Below are 17,971 nucleotides of genomic sequence, written 5' to 3'. Positions count from 1 at the left end.
ATGCAAGTGCAACGCCGCAGAAAGTCCGCCGGCCGGGGCCTCGCCCAGACCGCGGTGTACGGTGGCAGGGGACGGCTGGCCAAGGCGGGCGTGGCCACGGTCACGCTGGTCTTCACCGGCGCCAGCATCGGCTCCGCCTCCACCCGGCAGCTCGGCACCCAGCACGTCGGCGAGTTGACCGCCAAGGGCCAGGTCATCTCCAGCGACCAGTACATCAACCCGATCGGCACCCGCCTGGTGATCAACCAGGGCAAGATCATGTCCTCGGTGGTCAGCCCGGACGGCACGCACGTGGCGGCGATGGTCGCCGACGGCGGCGTCGCCATGGTGATCGTCGACCTGCGCAGCTGGCAGGTCCAGCAGGTGATCGGCAAGAACGCCGCCGCCACGCTGAAGATCGACGGCAACGACGTCGGCCAGGCCGGTCCGGCCTACTCGCCGGACGGCAAGACCCTGATCCTGGGCCGGCAGGACGGCGTCACCAGGTTCACGGTGAACGCCGACGGCACGCTGGCCAACCCGGTCACCATCGCGATCCCGGCTCAGGGCGGCGCGCACGCGCTGACCGCCGGCGCGGCGTTCTCCGCCGACGGCTCCCGGGTCTACGTGGCCGTCAACGGCCAGAACCGGGTCGTCGCCATCGACCTGGCGTCGAACACGGTGACGCAGAGCTGGAACACCGGAGTGGCGCCGCGCGGCGTGCTCCTGGTCGGCGGCAAGCTCTACGTGAGCAACGAGGGCGGCCGCACCGCCGTCGCCGGCGACGCGACGCTGAACTCGTACGGCACCCAGGTGCCGGCCAGCCCGGACACCGGCGCCACCACGACCGGCACGGTCAGCGTCATCGACACCGCCGACGCGGCCGCCGCCGTCGGCAGCATCGACGTCGGCCTGCACCCGACCGCCGTCTACGCCGCGGGCTCCACGGTGTTCGTGACCAACACCAACAGCAACTCGGTCTCGGTCATCGACACCGCCCAGGACAAGGTGGTCCAGACCATCCAGACCCAGCCCTGGCCCCAGGCCGCGGTCGGGTACGAGCCGGACGCGGTCACCCTGACCAAGGACGGCCGCCTGCTGGTCACCCTGGGCCGGGCCAACGCGGTCGCCGTCTACCGCTTCACCTCGGCGCAGCAGCCGGCCCGGTACGTCGGCCTGCTGCCGACCGACTACTTCCCGACCGAGATCACCACGGTCGGCGACCAGGTGCTGGTGTCCAACACCCGCGGCGTCGACGCGCTGCGCCCGGTGGTGGCGGCCGGCCACGGTACCCACGACACCACGTCCAGCCTGCAGAAGTTCACGCTGCCGGACGACCGCGCCATCAAGGCGTACACCGACAAGGTCTTCCAGTACAACGGCTGGACCGACAACTCGGTGACCTACGCCAAGGGCAAGGGCGCCAAGACCCCGGTGCCGGTCCCGGCCCGGATCGGCGACCCGTCGACGATCAAGCACGTGTTCCTGATCGTCAAGGAGAACCGGACCTACGACCAGGTGTTCGGCGACGACCCGCGCGGCAACGGCGACTCGACGCTGACCCAGTTCGGCCAGGCCGTGACCCCGAACCAGCACGCGCTGGCGCAGCAGTTCGGGCTCTACGACAACACCTACGACACCGGCACCAACTCCGCCGAGGGCCACAACTGGCTGATGCAGGCGGACAACCCCGAGTACACCGAGTCCTCGGCCGGCGAGTACCAGCGCAGCTACGACACCGAGGACGACGCGCTGGGCCACCAGAGCTCGGGCACCCTGTGGTCCGGCGCCCAGGCCGCGGGCCAGTCGGTGCGCGACTTCGGCGAGTTCCACCAGTTCCTGGACAAGCCCGCGGACGCGACCTGGCAGAACCTGTACTGCGACGCCAAGACCATGGCCTCGACCCCCGGCGCCACGACCCAGTACCCGCTGGTGTCCTCCTCGCCGATCCCGTCGCTGAACAACGTCTCGGTGCCCGGGTTCCCGAAGTTCGACACCTCGGTGCCGGACATCTACCGCGCCCAGATCTGGAAGCAGGACTTCGAGAAGAACGGCCCGGCCAACCTGAACATGTTCTGGCTGTCCAGCGACCACACCGGCGGCCCGGCCAGCCCCGCCGCCCAGGTCGCCGACAACGACCTCGCGGTCGGCCAGATCGTCGACACCATCACCCACAGCCCGTACTGGAAGGACTCGGCGATCTTCGTCGTCGAGGACGACTCCCAGGCCGGCCTGGACCACGTCGACGGCCACCGCGCGCCGATCCAGATCATCAGCCCCTACGCCCAGCACGGCGTGGTGGACAGCCGCTACTACTCGCAGATCACGATGATCCGCACCATCGAGCAGATCCTCGGCATCCACCCGATGAACCAGATGGACGCCGCGGCCACCCCGATGACGACCGCGTTCACGAACACGCCGGACTACACCCCGTTCACGGCGCTGCCGAACCAGACGTCGCTGACCGGCGGCGTGAAGGTCCCGCCGACCTGCGGCGTGGACACCCCGGCCCCGGCGGCCGCGGGCGCCACCACCACGGCCGCCCCGGCCACCACCACCGCGGCCGCCTCGCCGGCCGTCCCGGCCGGCGAGAAGGCCGTGGCGGACCAGTGGCAGGCGTGGCTGGCCCAGCAGCACACCACCGGCGGGAACGCCCAGCCGGACTACGCCAACCCGCAGCAGATGAACCACTTCACGTGGTACGAGGCCAGCGGCTGGACGAAGCCCTACCCGGGCGAGGACAAGATCTACGCTCCGGACCAGGTGCCGGGCGCGTTCATCCCCTCGTCGGACTCGGACGGCTGACAGCGGTACCAGTTCGTCGAGCCAAGGCGAGGCGACGCGAGGTGAGGTGAGGCGGGGCGCCCGGCCGGATCATCGGCCGGGCGCCGCGCCGCGTTGTGCAGAGGTTTTACTCGCCCTTTGCCGACATGTCCGGATCCGGGTGCCAGACTTCGAAAGGTATAGACCAATCAGAGAGGGCATCCGATGCACACGACAAGGCTGATCGGCTACCGAGCGGCACGGTTGTCGCGGCTGCATCAACCGGCTGCGGCACTGGCGCTGCATCGCCACTCGCTTCGACAAGACCCCGCAAAGCTACGAGGCCGGATTACATCTGTGCGGCCAAGGATTTCATGACCCGGAACGAGCTGGCAGCTCGCGACGGACCACCAAGACCCTGACCGGGAAGTCGGTCATAGCCAGCCGTTGATGGCTGCGATGGTGACGGTGGCCTGGTAGCGGCAAGCGAGTCTGTCGTATCGGGTCGCGACGGCGCGGTGGCCCTTGAGCCGGTTGATTCCGCATTCCGCTGCGTGGCGCTGCTTGTAGCGTTCGGGATCGAAGGCTGGGGGTCGTCCGCGTGCCGATCCGCGTTCGCGGCGGCGGGCGGCTTGGTCTGTCTTGATCGGGATGGTGGCGGGGATCCCGCGCCGACGCAGCAGGTCCCGGTTGGCTACGACGGCGTCCGGCACCTGTTCGCCGCCTACAATCTGATCGACGACAAACTGTTCGGGCACGTCAAGTCGCGCAAGAAGCGCATGCAGTCCTGGAGTCTTGCCGCTACCTGCGCTCCCTGCACCCGCTCGACACCCGGACAGCGATCATCTGTGACAACTACAGCCCGCATCTGGCCACGAAGAAGGACCGCCGGGTCGGAGACTGGGCGGCGGCGAACAACGTCGAGACCGCCTATGCACCGACCGACAGCTCCTGGCTGAACCGCATAGAAGCGCAGTTCACCGCGCTGCGCTACTTCGCTCTCGACGGAACGGACCACCCCGGCCACAAGGCGCAGGCCAGTATGGTCCGCCGCTACATCATCTGGCGGAACAGCCACCCCGCCGACGAACGCCTACGCCAGGTCGTCGCCCAAGCGAACGCCGCCTGACATAGCAATGGCAGCATTCTCGGACGGGACTTGGACAGCCGCCGCTACGGCACGTTCCACCCGAGCACGACCGGCAGCCCGTGCTCATAACCCAGCGTGTTGATCGTTCCCGGATGCGGGTGCCCGAACTGCCGCGCGCCTGACGCGTCGAGCCCGAGCCAGCGCGCGGTGAGGATACGTGATAGGTGGCCGTGCGCGACGACGGCGACGTCGCCCTTGTCCAGCAGCGGCCGGACCCGGTCGAGGAAGGCGTCAGCCCGTACCGTCACGTGCCCGAGGTCCTCGCCGGCCTCGACGCCGTCGCGCCACAACTCCCAGCCAGGCGTGAGCTCCTGAATCTGCTCGGCGGTCAGCCCCTCGTACCGGCCGTAGTCCCACTCGATCAGGTCAGCGTCAGGCTCAGCGTGGCCCAGCCCCGCCAGCTCCGCAGTCCGCACGGCGCGCGTCAGCGGGCTGCTGAAGACGGCTACGAACTCCCGTCCTGCCAGCCGAGACACGAGCGCACGGGCCGCGTCCTCGCCCGCCTCGGTCAGCGGCAGGTCGGTGCGGCCAGCATGCTGGCCGGTCCGGCTCCACGCGGTCTCGCCATGCCGTATCAATATCAACTCGCCCATGGCCGAGGACCATATCTCACGTCGAACACAGGGCGAACGTTGCCTGATACGGCACTAGGACGGTTTCACCACCAGCATGCGTTCTTCGCTGAATCCACTCGGCGTGGCACCGGTGTGGTCGGCTGCTGCGGTCACCATCCACAGATAGACGCCGGGCACGGTCGGAGTGAACGTGTAAGTCGTCGAGGTCTGCCAGGAATTCTGCGTACGGTGGCCGTCGGGGGTTTCCAGCCACAGAGCTGACTTGAAGCCGGTTGTCGTCCATGTAAAGGTCACGGGCTGCCCGACGGTGATTGTCGTCTGGTCCGTGGGTGATACGGGCGTCGGGGGATGAGGGGCGTCCGACAACGGGTTGGCTGTCGCTGCGGCGTCGGGTTCGGCGATCAGCCCACGCTGCTCGCTCCAGCTGCTCGCGATGCCATTCGCCGAGGAGGCGCTCGCCACCATCCAGGTGTAGACACCCGCCGTGGTCGGAGTGAAGCAGAAGGAGCTTTCGGGCGCCCACGGATAGAACTTGAAGTCCCCGTTGTTGAAGCTGATGGCGACCTCGGAGATCTTGCTCGCACCCGTCCACCGGAACTGGACGGGCTGTCCGACCTGTACCTTGGCCTGATCGGCGGGGAACGTCGCGGTCGGGGGATGCGGCGTGGTCGCAGGCGGCGCGCTGGATCCCGGCGCACCCGGTGTCAGATCTACCGGGGATGCCCCCACGCCGGCTGCGCCGGGGCCGCAAGCAGCACCGTCGGTGGTGCCTTTGCTGCTGCCGTGGTGGTGGGTGAACACGACGGGAATGCTCACCCCGAGCCCAGCAGCAATGAGTACCAGGACGCCGGTGACGGCCATCCATCGACGACGTGGCCGGTCGGCACGCCCCTCGCGCTCGTCGGCGGATCCGGGGGCGACTATCGGCGCGGTGACCGTGTCATGCCAGGGTGCGGATATGCCGACCGGCCCCTTGCCGCCGGTCTGGGCGGCCGGTGCCGGGCCGGAATGGGAAGCGGCCTCGATCATGCCGAGTGCCGTCCGGGCGTCGGGCCGCTGCGCGGGATCATTCATCGTCAGGGCTCTGATGAGCTGTCCGATGGTGTCGTCCGGCCGGCACCGGCGCATTTCGGGCAGTCGCGCCGTGAGGACCGCGGCGATCGTCTCGGACCGAGTGTCCTCGGCGAAGGGGTTGTATCTCTCGACCACCTCGAACAGCACTACGCCCAGACTCCACATGTCTGAGGCGGGACCGGCATCCCGGCCCTGAAGCCGCTCCGGGGCCATGTACGAAGCTGTCCCGAGGACGCCGCCGGCGACCGTCAGCGACTGGTCCCCGGCCGCCAGGTCCTTGGCGATGCCGAAGTCGGTGAGCAGGACCCGGCCGTCCGCCGCCCGGACCATGATGTTGGCCGGCTTGATGTCGCGGTGGACGATGCCGGCGGCGTGCGCGAACGCCACAGCCTCCAGCAGCTGCCGTGCCACCTGGACGACATCCGGGACAGCCGCCGCCTGCGCCAGGGACTCGCCCTCGACGTACTGCATCACCGTCCAGGGCACACCGTTCTCAATGACCACGTCGTAGACGGTGACGATGTTCGGGTGGTCGGCGAGCCTCGCGGCGTTGCGGCCCTCGTTGACGGCGCGCGTGATGTATTCGTCCAGGTGCTTCGGCGCGATCAGCTCCAAGGAGACCTCCTTGATGGCGACCGTGCGGTGCAGCGTGGTGTCGAAGCCCTTCCACACCGTGCCCATGCCACCGGATGCCACCGGCTGCACGAGGGCGTACCGGCCGTTGCCGATGGTCCGCTGCATGTGCTCCCCGTTCCTTAGGCACCCCACTACCTGCGACAGGGTAAGGGTACGCATGTGGAACGTGGAGACCACCAGGTTGTTATCCCATGGAGTCGCTCGATCAGGTGGCCACTGCCCCGATCGGCGCTGTCAGCCGGATCCGGCGTTGGGCTTACCGTTGTGTGTTCACTCCCGATGTCGCAGCGCTCTCTCTCGTCCCGCTCGCCGTGGTCGCGTTTTGCCGGGAGTGGTGGGCGACAGCGGCCGTCGTTGCGCGGTCGTGCTCCTCGCCGGTGTCCTTCCTCGCGCGATCGGCGGCGGTCCGGTATGACAGGCCCCGCAGAGCTACGAGGCCGGGCTCCACCTCCGAGGCTCGATCATGTGACTGAAGCTCCTCACCCCAGCCACATGATCCGAACCCCGAACAGCTCCTACCGGCAGACGGTCCCCGACGCCGGCAGCGTCCCGTCGGCCAGATACGCGTCGATCGCGGACGCGGCACAAGGCGAGTTGTCGAACGCGCCGTGGCCGTCGACGTTCGCGATCAGGGTCCTGCTTCCCACGAGGTGCGCGGCCACGTCCAGGGACCAGGGCGCCGGGCTGATCGGGTCACCGGTCGTCGCGGTGACCAGGACGGTCGAGGCCGGCTTCGCGGGCCCGGGCGGCGGCGGGACGGCGGCGATGCTCCAGCCGACGCAGCCGGCCATCGCCTCCCAGGCCAGCGACACCCCGCCGGTGTGCGGGGCGATGCGCGCGACCTCGCGGCTCAGGGAACGTAGACGGACACCGCCCGGCGCGAGGGAGTCGGTGCAGGTCTGGGCGCGGCTGGCCGTGTAGTCAGGGTCTGCGTACGTCATCGCCGCGATGGCCGCCAGTGTCGATCCGTCGCCGGCGGCCGCGTCGGCGATGCCGTGCGACAGTCCGGTCCAGGCGAAGGGGTAGCCGACCAGGAACTGTCCGACCGCGATGCGGACCTCGGCGCCGGTCAGGGAGCGGGGCTCGGTGGATGGGTTGTGCGGGGAGCCGTCAGACACGCCACCGGCATCGGCGAGGGCGACCGCCTGGTCCAGGACCTGGCCCGGGTCTCGGCCGGACAGGGCGCAGGCGTCGGGGCCGGCCTGGGCGCACCAAGCGGTGAAGTGTGCGAACGCTGTCTCCTCGGCGGTGGCGGCGTCGCGGGCCCGGTCGGCGGCCGAGCGGTAGGGGTCGACCGAGGAGTCCAGGACGATCCGTCCGGTGGTGGCGGGGAAGGTGGCGGCGTAGGCGGCGCCGAGTTCGCCGCCGGCCACCTGGCCCAGCCAGTCGAGGTGGGGGCTGCCGAGTGCGGTGCGCAGGGCGTCGAGGTCGCGGACCTGGTCGTGGAGGCCCATGTGGGCGGGCAGGCGCGGTGTCCCGTGGCAGGCGGCGGCCACGGCGGTGTTGTGGGCGAGCAGGTCGGCGTATCCGGGCCGGGAGACGGGGAAGCTGGAGACCTTCGGGTCGTGGCCGGGGACGGTGCAGGCCAGCGGGGCGCTTGCGCCCAGCCCGCGTGGGTCGAAGACCACGATGTCCTTCGTGGCGTGGGTGCGGGGCAGGCGCGACAGGTAGTTCGAGCCGTGCTGGAGGAAGAAGGAGATCTGCGAGCCGCCGAAGCCGGTCAGGTCCTCGGAGTCGGCGACGACGGTGCCCGTGGCCGTGCCGGTGGCCGGGATGCGGAGCAGGGCCAGGCCGATCGTCGGGCCGGCGGGGTCGGCCCAGTCGACGGGGACTGTCAGGGTCCCGCATCGCGCCCCGTAGCGAGCCGCTTCCGGCTGGGGGCAGGGGCCCCAGGTGATCGTCGGTGGTGGAGTCGGTGGCCCGATGACCGCGGCGGCGGAGAGCAGGGCTACTACCATGTTGGCAATCACTTGGTACTTCCTGGCCGCGAAACCCGGGGGCGAAACCCCGCGGCAGCGGCTACGGTCGGGCCCATGCCTGATGTGTCCGACGCGTTGAGCGTCGCCGAAGTCGACCGGAAGTGGGATCCCCTGACGCCTTGGGAGGACCCCGCGTGGCGGGCCCGGGCGCTGGCGTGGGTCCAGGAGCGGCTGGCCGAGCTCGGGCGGCGGGCCGCGCCGGACGGCTGGTGGGTCCGGGTCCGGCCGTGGTCCGTGATCTTCCGGATCCCCCTGGCCGACAGCGACGTGCTCTGGTTCAAAGCGAACCCGCCGGCCTCGGCCTATGAGCCGTCCCTGCTCCGCCTCCTCGCCGAGCACCATCCCGACCGTGTCGTCGCCCCTCTCGCTCTCGACGCCGAACGTGGCTGGTCCCTGCAACCGCACGGCGGCACGGTTTTCCGCACCTACCTGGACCACGATCCCGCCGCCTCGATCCGGGACTGGGAAGCCGCGGTCGGACAGTACGCGGCGTTCCAGCGCGACCTCCTCCCGCACACAGAGGCCATCGCCGCGCTCGGCATCCCACGCTGCCCCACCGCCGCCCTGCCGAAGCTGGTCGAGGAGCTGATCGGCGCCGTCTCCCTCGCCGACGGCGAACACGCCGAGCTCAGGGCCCGCCTGCCGCGCTACGCCGCCTGGTGCGCCGAACTCGCCTCCCTCGGCATCCCGGACGGTCTCGACCACGCGGACCTGCACGACAACCAGATCCTCGGCCCCGACGCCTCCGGCGGCTACCGCTTCTTCGACTGGGGCGACGCCATCGTCGGCCACCCCTTCGCCAGCCTGCGCGTCACCTTCGGCGTGGTCCGCGACCGTTTCGGCCCGGACACCGACCTCACCCGCCTGCGCGACGCGTACCTCGAACCGTGGACCGACGCCGGTCCGTCCCCGGCCGAGCTGCGCCGCGCCGTCACCCTCGCACGCCGTGTCGGCCTTCTGGGCCGCGCCCTGGCCTGGGGCCGGGTGTTCGAGGAACACCGTGCCCGGCTGGGGGGCACGCTGGACCGGAACCTGGCCGAGACCCTGCGGTCGGTGGGGACCGAGGGCGACTAGATCAGAATCCGTGTTCGAAGGTAGGCTGCGTAGCCTTGATCATCGTGACCCGCCGAGGTGATAGCCGTGTCCGCTTCCGTCCAGATCGGCGTTCTCGTCCCGCTGTCCCGGCCCGGCTGGGCCGAGTCGGGCCGGCACCTGCTCGCCGGGCTCGAGCTGGCCGCGCGGGAGGTCAACGCGGACGGCGGGATCGCCGGCAAGCCGCTGGAGCTGATCGTCCGGGACACCGCGGCGGATCCGCGGAAGGCTGAGACGGCCGTCGACGAGCTGGCCGGCCTGGGTGTCGTGGCGCTGGCGGGGGAGTACCACAGCGTCGTCGCCCGCACCGCCGCCGCCCGCGCCGACGCCCTCGGCGTGCCGTTCCTCTGCTCGTCGGCGGTCCTCGACGCGCTCACCGAGGGACCGACGGACTGGGTCGCGCGCATCCCCCCGGCCCAGTCCCGCGGCTGGCGGATCTACGCGGACTTCCTCCTGAAAGAGGGCCACAGCCGGATCGCCGTGGCGGCGCAGGCGAACGTCTACTGGGCCTCCGGGACCCGTATCCTGCGAGAACACCTCGCGGCCCACGGCGGCACCGTCATCGACCTCGACCTGAGCACCCTCACTCCCGAAGCCGTGGGCGACGAACTCGCCGAGAACGGTGCGACCGCCCTTCTCCTGCTGGCCGGCTACCCCGAGCCCGCGGTGTCGATCGTCAGGGCGGTCCGCGGTGATCGGCGCGTCGCCGGGATCCTGATCGGCGCCCCGGCCGGGCAGCCCGAACTCGCGGAGTGGGCGGCGCAGCTGGGCGCCGACGCCGCCGGCATCCCGTTCCTGCGCTACCTGCCGGACCGGTTCGGCCCGCTCGGCGCACGCGTCGGGACCGCCCTGCGCGAGCAGCTCGCCGAAGCCCCCTCCTTCGTCGCCTTCGAGGGCTACGACACCATCGCGGTGCTCGCCGAAGCGCTGCGTGCGCACGGCACCGACCGGGCGCGCGTCGCCGCGTCGTGGCCGCATCTCGCCGTCGAGGGCACGCGCGGCCTGATCCGGTTCTCCCGCGTGCCCGGCATCGGCGTCTGGCAGTGGGCGTGGGCGCCGATCCAGGTCGTCGACCGCGATCCGGTGGAGCCGGCCCGCTTCCGGGTCCGGCACGCGCCCTAGGCGGCGGCCCGTTCGGCCGGCTCGCCGGCCGCCGCGTCGCAGACCACTGACACGTCGCACAGGGACACGTAGAACGCCGTCCCGCCGTCGGCGACCACCTTCACAGCGGCCTGGCACACCTTCTCCGGATGCGGGAGCGACTCGAACACGGGCGGCTGGACCGGACGCGCTATCAGACCTTCAGCGGTCAGGAGCCGCAGGTCCGGGTCGGTGCAGATCCGCTCGACGAGGCGGCGGATGGGTCCGGGGTCGAAGCCCGCCATGGTGGGGTGTCCTCACTCTCCTGTTACCCCCTGCACCATAGCGGCCGCTGTCCTGCGCCGGAGATACTCAGACCATTTATTCACGCGGTCCGGGGAGTTCCTGGGTGGCTCAGGGCTTGCGCGCCGCGCCCGCGTACAGCCAGATCCGGTCGGCGTCGTCCGGGACCGGGCCGTCGGGCCGCCAGCGCTGAACCAGCACGACGCCCGGTTCCATGACCTCCAGCCCGTCGAAGAAGCCGGTGACCTCCTTCAGCGAGCGCAGGGCCACACGCGCGGTCGACTTGTCGTACGCCTTCGCCGCGGCGTCCATCGGCGCGAAGTCGAAGTCGCCGGTGACGTGCGAGATCACCAGCGCGCTGCCGGGTGCGACGGCGTCCATCAGGGTGCGGACCGCTTCGGCCGGCTCGTCGGCGTCCTCGACGAAGTGCAGCACCGCGACCAGCAGGACCGCCACCGGCCGGTCGAAGTCCAGGCGCGCGCGGATCTCCGGGTGCTCCACGATCGCCTCCGGCCGCCGCACGTCGCCGGCCACGACCACCGCCGGGGCCGGGTCGTCGCCGGCGGGGCGGGCGCGGGCGTGCGCCAGCACGATCGGGTCGTTGTCGACGCCGACGATCCGCGCGTCCGGGTGCACGGCCAGCGCGGTCTGCGCGGTGCCGCCCGGGGCCGGCAGCCCGATGCCGATGTCCAGGAACTGGGAGATGCCGTCCTCGGCCAGGTGCCGTACGGCACGGGTGAGGAACCGGCGGTTGGCGCGCGCGAACTCCCGCGCCTGGGGCATGGACTCCAGCACCTGCTCGGCGGCCTCGCGGTCGGCCCGGAAGTGGTCCTTGCCGCCGAGATAGTAGGCGTACATCCGCGCGGGGGTCGCCACCCCGGTGTCCGGCACCGGGGGTACCCAGCCAGGGGAGACCAGATCGCCGCCGAGCGCCTCCGGATCCGACATGCGCGACCTCCACCCTGCCCCGGACAACCGGTCGAACCGAGCAGCCGCATCCTAGCCGACGATCGTCGAGCCCTGAGACGCGGTCTGAGGTCCGGGTCCGCTTCGAGTCCCCTCGCCGATCAGCCGCGCGGATCGTAAAACGCTGAGAAATGTTCACCCGCTGACCCCTTTGCGGGTGATGGGTGCGGTGCTGTCATGACAGGCGATCCCGGGCGAGCGACCCGGGCCCCTATCCGCAGGAGACCTCCATGCGCATGCTGTCCCGCACCGGCGCCGCCGGTTCCGCGTTCGCCCTGGCTGTCAGTGGCCTGATCCTGTCCTCGGCGGCCACCGCCCACGCCGGCACCTGCTCGCACGCCTTCCTGCCGCTTCCGGACTCCGCCTGCACCCCCGGCGCCTACAACCCGAACGTCACCCAGTCCACGATCGGCTCCACGATCTGCGTCTCCGGCTGGACCACCACCGTCCGGCCGCCGACGTCCTACACCAACGCGCTCAAGGCACAGGGCATCATCGACTACGGCTACAGCGACACCTCCATGGCCGACTACGAAGAGGACCACCTGGTGCCGCTGGAACTCGGCGGCGACCCGCGCGACCCGGCCAACCTGTGGCCCGAACCGCACTACGGCACCCCGAACTCCAGCACCAAGGACGGCGTGGAGACGAAGCTGAAGAACGCGGTCTGCGCCGGCCGGATAACCCTGGCCTCGGCGCGGTCGGCGATCAAGACGAACTGGACGACCGCGCTGCAGGTGACCGGCATCGGCTGAGGCCGGGCGGGACGTGGCCCCAGCCGGTCGCGGCCCGGCGCCGTCAGCGCGCCGGGCCGCGCACCATCCGATAAGCGGTGACGAGCCCGGCCGCCGCCGCGGACAGCGTGCCCACCGTGAGCGTGGCCTTGCGGTGGCGGTCGCGGCGCGCGTTGCGGGCCGTCTCGGCCTTGAGGCTCGCGCGGCTCGGATGGCGGTACCGGCTCTGCGCGAGTGCTTCCTGGCGCGACATCTTCACGGTCCCAGCATCACCACCCGCGCTCGGCGGGCGCACGGCCCGCGGACCGGCGCCTACGCCGACCGGGTGACGGACTCCTGATGCCCGCTACCCGCGCGGGAAGATCTCCTGACCCGGGGTGAGGATGCCGTGCGGGTCGAAGCGCCGCTTCGCGGCCTGGAAGACAGACCACTGATCCCCGTACTGGAGACGCCAGTCGTCGCCGGTCATCGGAATCGCCCCTCCCGGATACACCGTCCCGCCGACCGCCTGGCCCTTGAGGAGCAGGGCGCGGTTGGCCGCCAGCATCTCCGCCGCCGACCGCGCGTCGGCGTCCGGCGCCGCCGTCCGCAGCACCGCGAACAGGAACGCCAGCTCCGAGTCCGGCACGCGCAGCATCGGCGCCCGCAGCCGGGCCGTCGGCACCGGATACAGCAGGATGAGTCCGCTCGCGCCGATGTCGGCGGGCGTCAGCGTGGCCAGCGTCGCCCCGACGGAGGACTCCACGGCCTCGTCGGACAGGAACATCTCGAACCACGGGTGCGGGTCGTACCACTCACCGGTCGACTTCAGGTAGGCGATCGCCGGGGCGAGGTCGTCGACGAAGCCCTGATAATCGAACTCCTCGATCCGCGGAGAGCCCTCGCCACCGAGGTCGCCGATCAACGCCTGGTCGTCCGGTGCCGTCGCGTCGAAGTAGACGGCGCCTTCGAGCTGGAACTGCCAGCCGCCGCCGGCCGCCGCGGCCACCGCGCCCTCCAGCCAGTCGAACCGGCCGTCGCGCACCGTCCGCCGCTGGGCCGCGACGAAGGCGGAGAGCGTGGTGTAGGTGAGCGTGTACTTGCGCACGCCGGCGTGCGCCGGCACGAGTGTCAGCACCGCGCGCGTGATGACCCCGACCTGGCCCAGTCCGGCGCGCGCGGCGTGGAACAGGTCGGCGTGGCGGGTCGGCGAGCAGGTCACGACGTCGCCGGTACCGGTCACGACGTCGAGCTCGACGACCGTGTCGACCTGCGCGCCGTGGTGGTGCGCCGCGCCGCCCAGCCCGCCGAGGGACAGCGTGCCGCCGACGGAGAGCTCGATGTAGTCGGTGAACACCGGCGGTGTCAGTCCGTGCGCCAGGCACGCGGTCAGGACCGCGCTCCAGACCGCCCCGGCCTGGACGCTGACCGTGCGGCCGCCGGGGTCGACCGTGATCGCGTTCAGGGGCCCCATGTCGATCACCAATCCGGCCTCGACCTGCGCCTGCCCGTAGCCCTGGTGGCCCTGTCCGCGCGGCGCGACCTCGATGCCGCGGGGGCCGCAGAAGCGGATCATGGCGGCGATGTCCGCGACCGAGCCGGGAAGGAGGACGGCGCGGGGTGTCCGGCCGGTGACGAGGTGGCCGAAGTCCTCGGCGTAGGGGGCGAGGGCCGCCGGATCGGTGAGCAGCGTCCCGTCCAGCCGGGGTAACCCATCGGCTGCCTCGGCCGTGTCGCTCTCCGTGGCCCACGCTCGCGAACCCGCGTCGAAGCCGACGACTGCGGCTCCGATCCCCACGGCTCGAAGGAACACGCGCCGTCCGTGTGCGCCACCGTGGTCCATGCCGGATTCCCCTCGCCGCAGAGTTGACAGACCTCTGATGGTAGAACCGATCCGGCGATCGGGAAGGGGTTACGCGGGCATCGGCAGCAGCATTATCGGTGCGGTCGTGGGCTGTGCCGAGCCGCCGGACGGCTCCACGGTCAGCCCGATCGTCCGCGCGTCGCCGAGGTCGTGGGCGAGCACCGATCCGGAGGTGCCGCCGGATCCGGTGGGCAGCAGCCCTCCGGAGCGGGCGCCGGAGGGCCCCATCATCCACAACTGATACGCCTGCCCCGACGGCAGCCTGGTGAGGCCGGTGAGGGTGATCGCGGCCTCGTCGTGGCTGCGGGACACCAGGACCATGCCCTTGCCGCCGGTGGTGACGGTCACCGAGCCGGTGCGGGTGTCCGGGGCGGCGAGCAGCGCGGCGATCGTGGTGTCTCGCTGGTGCGCCTGGTCGAGCTGGTTCTGCTGGTCGGCGACGCGGACACCGAGGACGGCGACCGTGGCGGCCAGGCCGGTGGCCAGACCCCAGCCCAGGCCGGTGAGCCAGCGGCGGCGGGTGCCGCCGCGGACCGCGGTCCCGGCGGCGGGCTCAGCCTCCGCGGCGGAGCGCTCGACGATCGGCGGGAGCTGCCGGGTCACCGCGATCCGCGCGTCGACCGCGGCCTTCAGGCGTGCCGGCGGCGGCTCGGAGGCAGCCGAGGCCAGCAGCGCCGCGGTCTCGCGCAGCTCGGCGACCTCCTGGCGGCAGGTGGGGCACTGTTCGAGGTGCCCTTCGAACGCCTCCCGCTCGGCCGGCTCCAGGGCGTGGCTGACATACGCGCCGGTCAGCGCGTGGACTTCCGGGTCCATCGTGGTCATCCTCCCACCCCCAGGCAGTCGCGCAGCCGGGCCAGGCCGTCGCGCATACGGGTCTTCACGGTGCCCAGCGGCGTCTCCAGCAGCCGTGCCACCTGCGCATAGGTGTAGCCACCGTAGTAGGCCAGTGTCACCGACTGCCGCTGGAGCTCGGTGAGGGTCTCCAGACAGTGCCGGACCCGTTGCCGGTCCAGGTGCGCCTCGACGGTCTCGACCACGTCGTCGTACGGGGCCTCGGTCATCATCTCGGCCACCCGCGCCTCGCGACGGGCGCCGGCGTCGACGGAGCGGACCCGGTCCACGGCGCGGCCGTGCGCCATCGTCAGCGCCCAGGCCCGGACCGAGCCGCGCGCCGGATCGTAGCGGCCGGCGGTGCGCCAGATCTCCACCAGCACCTCCTGCGCCACCTCCTCGGCCTGCGCCGGATCGCGCAGCACCCGGCGTGCCACGCCGAAGACCGGCCCGGCCAGCTGCTCGTAGACGGCGTCGAAGGCGTCGCGGTCGCCGAGCGCCACCCGGTGCAGACAGGACTCCAGGGTGGGCGCGGGCCGGCCGGCGGCGTCCTTCGAGCTGGAACGTCCGAGCATTGGCTGTCGTCTCCAGTGGTCGATGCCCACGGCGGCGGGATGCCGGACCGAGTCTTCCAGGTCTTTCCTCACGTAGGGGGTTCGACGCACCGGGGGCTTTCGGATTGGTCCGGCGGGCCACCGGTTCGGGCCACCGGTTCGGGCCACCGGTTCGGGCGACGAATCGGATGGCCGGCTCGGATCGTCGCGCTCGTACTTGCGGGTGAAAACGCGGCCCTCGGCGCGGCGATCGGGCGATCCCGGGACGGCGGCGTGCCGAATAGCGGACATGAGGCGTTTCGGCACGGCGGTGCTCCATGCGTTCCGGGCAGTGGGAGGCGCGGCGCGGCGGGCGGCGCCCGGCGCGGTCGTCGGGATGGTCACCGCCGCGGCGGCGGTCGCCGTCGGCGAACTGGCCGCGGTGCTGACCGGGCCCCGGACCGCGCCGGCGATCGCCGTGGGCTCGGCGGCGATCGACCTGACGCCGACCCCGCTGAAGGAGTTCGCCATCCGGAACTTCGGGACGAACGACAAGCTCGTCCTGCTCATCGGCATCTACACGACGCTGGCCGTGATCGCCGTCGTCGCCGGGGTCCTCGCCCTGCGGCGCCTGGCCTACGGGCTCGTACTGGTGGCGTTGTTCGGACTGGTCGGAGCATGGGCGGCGCTGTCGAGGCCGACGGGAAGCTTCCAGGACGTGTGGCCGTCGGTGCTCGCGGCGCTCGCGGGGGCGGCGGTGATGACGCTGATGGCGGCCAGTGCGCGGGCCGCGGGGATGGCGGCTCCGTCATCGAGGGCGCAGGACGTCGGCCCGGGTCCCGTCGACGCGTTCCTCCCGCCGTGGGCCCGTGATCGCCGGGGCTTCCTGACCCTCGCCGCGGGGACCGCCGGAGCGGCCGCGGTGACCGGACTGGCCGGGCGGGTCGCGGTGGACAAGCGGTATGACGTGACCCTGAAACGGTCCCGCGTGCGGATCCCCGCCCCGGCCGTCCCCGCGCCGCCGCTTCCGGCCGGCGTCCACCCGGACGTCGCCGGCTTGTCCGGCTTCATCACAGCGAACCCCGACTTCTACCGCGTCGACACCGCCCTGGTCCTGCCGCAGGTCGACCCGGACGCCTGGCGGCTGCGGATCCGCGGCATGGTCGACCACCCCCTGGAGCTGACCTTCGCCGACCTGCTGGCCCGGCCCCTGATCGAGCACGACCAGACGCTGTCCTGCGTGTCGAACGAGGTCGGCGGTTCCCTCGTCGGCACCGCGCGCTGGATCGGCGCCTCGCTCGCCGACCTGCTGCGCGAGGCCGGGGTCCGGCGCGGCGCGGACCAGCTGGTCGGTCGCTCGGTCGACGGCATGACCATCGGCGCCCCGGTGGAGTCGGTGCTCGACGGCCGCACCGGGCTGCTGGCCGTGGCCATGAACGGGGAACCGCTGCCGGTCGCCCACGGCTTCCCCTGCCGGATGCTGATCCCCGGCTTCTACGGCTACGTATCGGCGACCAAGTGGCTGGTGGACCTCGAACTCACCACGTTCGCCGACTACGACGCCTACTGGGTCCGGCGCGGCTGGGCCCGGCTCGGGCCGGTGAAGACCGCCTCCCGGATCGACGTGCCCCGGCCCTTCGCCCGCGTCGCGGCCGGAACGGTGACCGTCGCGGGCGTCGCCTGGGCCACGCACCGCGGCGTCGACGCCGTCGAGATCCGCGCCGACGGCGGCCCCTGGCGGCCGGCCGGCCTGGCCGCGTCCGACGGCCCGGACACGTGGCGTCAGTGGACCGGCGACCTGACCCTCGCCGCGGGCCCGCACCGGATCGAGGTCCGCGCGACCGACGGCACCGGCGCGGTCCAGACCGAGCAGCGTACTGACACCTTCCCCAGCGGCTCCACCGGATGGCACTCGGTCGTGATCACAGTGGTCTGAGGGACGGGATCCCGACCGATCCGGATCTGCCCGGGACGTGCTGACGCCCCCGGCGAGCTGAGCCCGCGCGCCGCGGGGGAGCCGGCCGGCGGGCCGGGCACCGAAGCCTCGGAGCCCGGCCCGCCGGCGTCCGGCTAGGCCCCGGACTCACTCAGCATCATCGCCAGGTCGGAGGCCAGGTCCTGGTCCTGAGTGAGGGCCGCGGTGACGGCGGCGTGTAACGCCTCGCCCCCGTCGCCCGCGTCCCCGTCGGCTATGGCGCCGCCGACGGCCGCGACGATCGCGGCACCGTGGTCGGGGCTGATCCGGAGCCGGGCGACCAGGTTGCGGGCCAGGCGCAGGGCGTCGTCCGCGCCGCTCGGAGTGGTGGCGGCCAGCACGTCCGAGCCGTATTCGGCGGCGGCCCCCGCGATGGCGGCGGTCGTCGGATCGATGATCGAATTGTTCATGATTACCCCTGTTCGTCGGAACGAGAGGCCCATCGTAGAGTCGGG

The 17,971-nt window shown here is 71.7% G+C and carries 15 protein-coding genes and 2 pseudogenes; 6 read left to right on the top strand and 11 right to left on the bottom strand.

The window, feature by feature from the left end; genetic code table 11:
• Positions 1-2,787: a bifunctional YncE/alkaline phosphatase family protein gene (locus ABD466_RS31140; RefSeq protein WP_344660777.1), complete on the top strand. Its 2,787-nt coding sequence runs from the start codon at positions 1-3 to the stop codon at positions 2,785-2,787.
• Positions 2,788-3,179: 392 nt separating this feature from the next.
• Here the strand turns inward: ABD466_RS31140 and ABD466_RS31135 are convergent.
• Positions 3,180-3,440 (bottom strand): annotated as a pseudogene (locus ABD466_RS31135) (IS5 family transposase); the annotation flags it as partial.
• A gap of 6 nt (positions 3,441-3,446) precedes the next feature.
• Between ABD466_RS31135 and ABD466_RS31130 the strand changes: the two are divergent.
• Positions 3,447-3,874 (top strand): annotated as a pseudogene (locus ABD466_RS31130) (transposase); the annotation flags it as partial.
• A gap of 44 nt (positions 3,875-3,918) precedes the next feature.
• On the opposite strand, the gene ABD466_RS31125 reads toward ABD466_RS31130, so the two are convergent.
• From ABD466_RS31125 to ABD466_RS31115, 3 genes are all read right to left on the bottom strand, one after another.
• Positions 3,919-4,488, bottom strand: coding sequence for a histidine phosphatase family protein (locus ABD466_RS31125; RefSeq protein WP_344660776.1), 570 nt, complete (start codon positions 4,486-4,488; stop codon positions 3,919-3,921).
• A gap of 54 nt (positions 4,489-4,542) precedes the next feature.
• A complete protein-coding gene (locus ABD466_RS31120) occupies positions 4,543-6,285 on the bottom strand; it encodes a serine/threonine-protein kinase (RefSeq protein WP_344660775.1) in 1,743 nt (580 codons plus the stop codon).
• Positions 6,286-6,695: 410 nt separating this feature from the next.
• The gene (locus ABD466_RS31115; protein ID WP_344660774.1) at positions 6,696-8,150 is read right to left on the bottom strand and encodes an alpha/beta fold hydrolase; all 1,455 of its coding nucleotides are present in this window, start codon (positions 8,148-8,150) and stop codon (positions 6,696-6,698) included.
• Between the two features lie 63 nt (positions 8,151-8,213).
• Here ABD466_RS31115 and ABD466_RS31110 point away from each other — a divergent pair, with 63 nt between their 5' ends.
• Both ABD466_RS31110 and ABD466_RS31105 read left to right on the top strand, forming a co-directional pair.
• Positions 8,214-9,233: a phosphotransferase family protein gene (locus ABD466_RS31110; RefSeq protein WP_344660773.1), complete on the top strand. Its 1,020-nt coding sequence runs from the start codon at positions 8,214-8,216 to the stop codon at positions 9,231-9,233.
• 66 nt (positions 9,234-9,299) lie between these two features.
• On the top strand, positions 9,300-10,373 hold the full coding sequence (locus ABD466_RS31105) for an ABC transporter substrate-binding protein (RefSeq protein ID WP_425558797.1): 1,074 nt from the start codon (positions 9,300-9,302) through the stop codon (positions 10,371-10,373).
• Here the strand turns inward: ABD466_RS31105 and ABD466_RS31100 are convergent.
• Both ABD466_RS31100 and ABD466_RS31095 read right to left on the bottom strand, forming a co-directional pair.
• Positions 10,370-10,636: a hypothetical protein gene (locus ABD466_RS31100; protein WP_344660772.1), complete on the bottom strand. Its 267-nt coding sequence runs from the start codon at positions 10,634-10,636 to the stop codon at positions 10,370-10,372. The genes ABD466_RS31105 and ABD466_RS31100 overlap by 4 nt on opposite strands.
• Before the next feature lie 109 nt (positions 10,637-10,745).
• Positions 10,746-11,582 carry an SAM-dependent methyltransferase gene (locus tag ABD466_RS31095; protein ID WP_344660771.1) on the bottom strand — a complete coding sequence of 279 codons (837 nt, stop codon included), beginning with the start codon at positions 11,580-11,582 and terminating at the stop codon, positions 10,746-10,748.
• Between the two features lie 248 nt (positions 11,583-11,830).
• Between ABD466_RS31095 and ABD466_RS31090 the strand changes: the two genes are divergently transcribed.
• Positions 11,831-12,355, top strand: a complete 525-nt coding sequence (locus ABD466_RS31090; protein WP_344660770.1) for a hypothetical protein — start codon at positions 11,831-11,833, stop codon at positions 12,353-12,355.
• A 43-nt stretch (positions 12,356-12,398) separates the two neighbouring features.
• Here the strand turns inward: ABD466_RS31090 and ABD466_RS31085 are convergent, their stop codons facing one another.
• From ABD466_RS31085 to sigK, 4 genes are all read right to left on the bottom strand, one after another.
• A complete protein-coding gene (locus ABD466_RS31085) occupies positions 12,399-12,593 on the bottom strand; it encodes a hypothetical protein (protein ID WP_344660769.1) in 195 nt (64 codons plus the stop codon).
• 87 nt (positions 12,594-12,680) lie between these two features.
• Positions 12,681-14,111 (bottom strand): FAD-binding protein, encoded by a 1,431-nt coding sequence (locus tag ABD466_RS31080; protein WP_344660768.1) that lies wholly within the window; start codon positions 14,109-14,111, stop codon positions 12,681-12,683.
• A 114-nt stretch (positions 14,112-14,225) separates the two neighbouring features.
• Positions 14,226-14,999 carry an anti-sigma factor gene (locus ABD466_RS31075; RefSeq protein WP_344660767.1) on the bottom strand — a complete coding sequence of 258 codons (774 nt, stop codon included), beginning with the start codon at positions 14,997-14,999 and terminating at the stop codon, positions 14,226-14,228.
• Positions 14,996-15,583 carry an ECF RNA polymerase sigma factor SigK gene (gene sigK / locus ABD466_RS31070; RefSeq protein ID WP_344660766.1) on the bottom strand — a complete coding sequence of 196 codons (588 nt, stop codon included), beginning with the start codon at positions 15,581-15,583 and terminating at the stop codon, positions 14,996-14,998. The genes ABD466_RS31075 and sigK overlap by 4 nt, the downstream gene beginning before the upstream one ends.
• A 268-nt stretch (positions 15,584-15,851) precedes the next feature.
• On the opposite strand from sigK, the gene ABD466_RS31065 reads away from it, so the two are divergent.
• Positions 15,852-17,477, top strand: coding sequence for a molybdopterin-dependent oxidoreductase (locus ABD466_RS31065; protein WP_344660765.1), 1,626 nt, complete (start codon positions 15,852-15,854; stop codon positions 17,475-17,477).
• 134 nt (positions 17,478-17,611) lie between these two features.
• On the opposite strand, the gene ABD466_RS31060 is transcribed toward ABD466_RS31065, so the two are convergent.
• A complete protein-coding gene (locus tag ABD466_RS31060; RefSeq protein WP_344660764.1) occupies positions 17,612-17,926 on the bottom strand; it encodes a hypothetical protein in 315 nt (104 codons plus the stop codon).
• Positions 17,927-17,971: the final 45 nt, after the last annotated feature.

The organism is Catenulispora subtropica (genome assembly GCF_039531675.1).
Taxonomy (GTDB): domain Bacteria; phylum Actinomycetota; class Actinomycetes; order Streptomycetales; family Catenulisporaceae; genus Catenulispora; species Catenulispora subtropica.
Note: the sequence above shows the minus strand (reverse complement) of the source record. Positions and strands in the feature narration are given on the sequence as shown.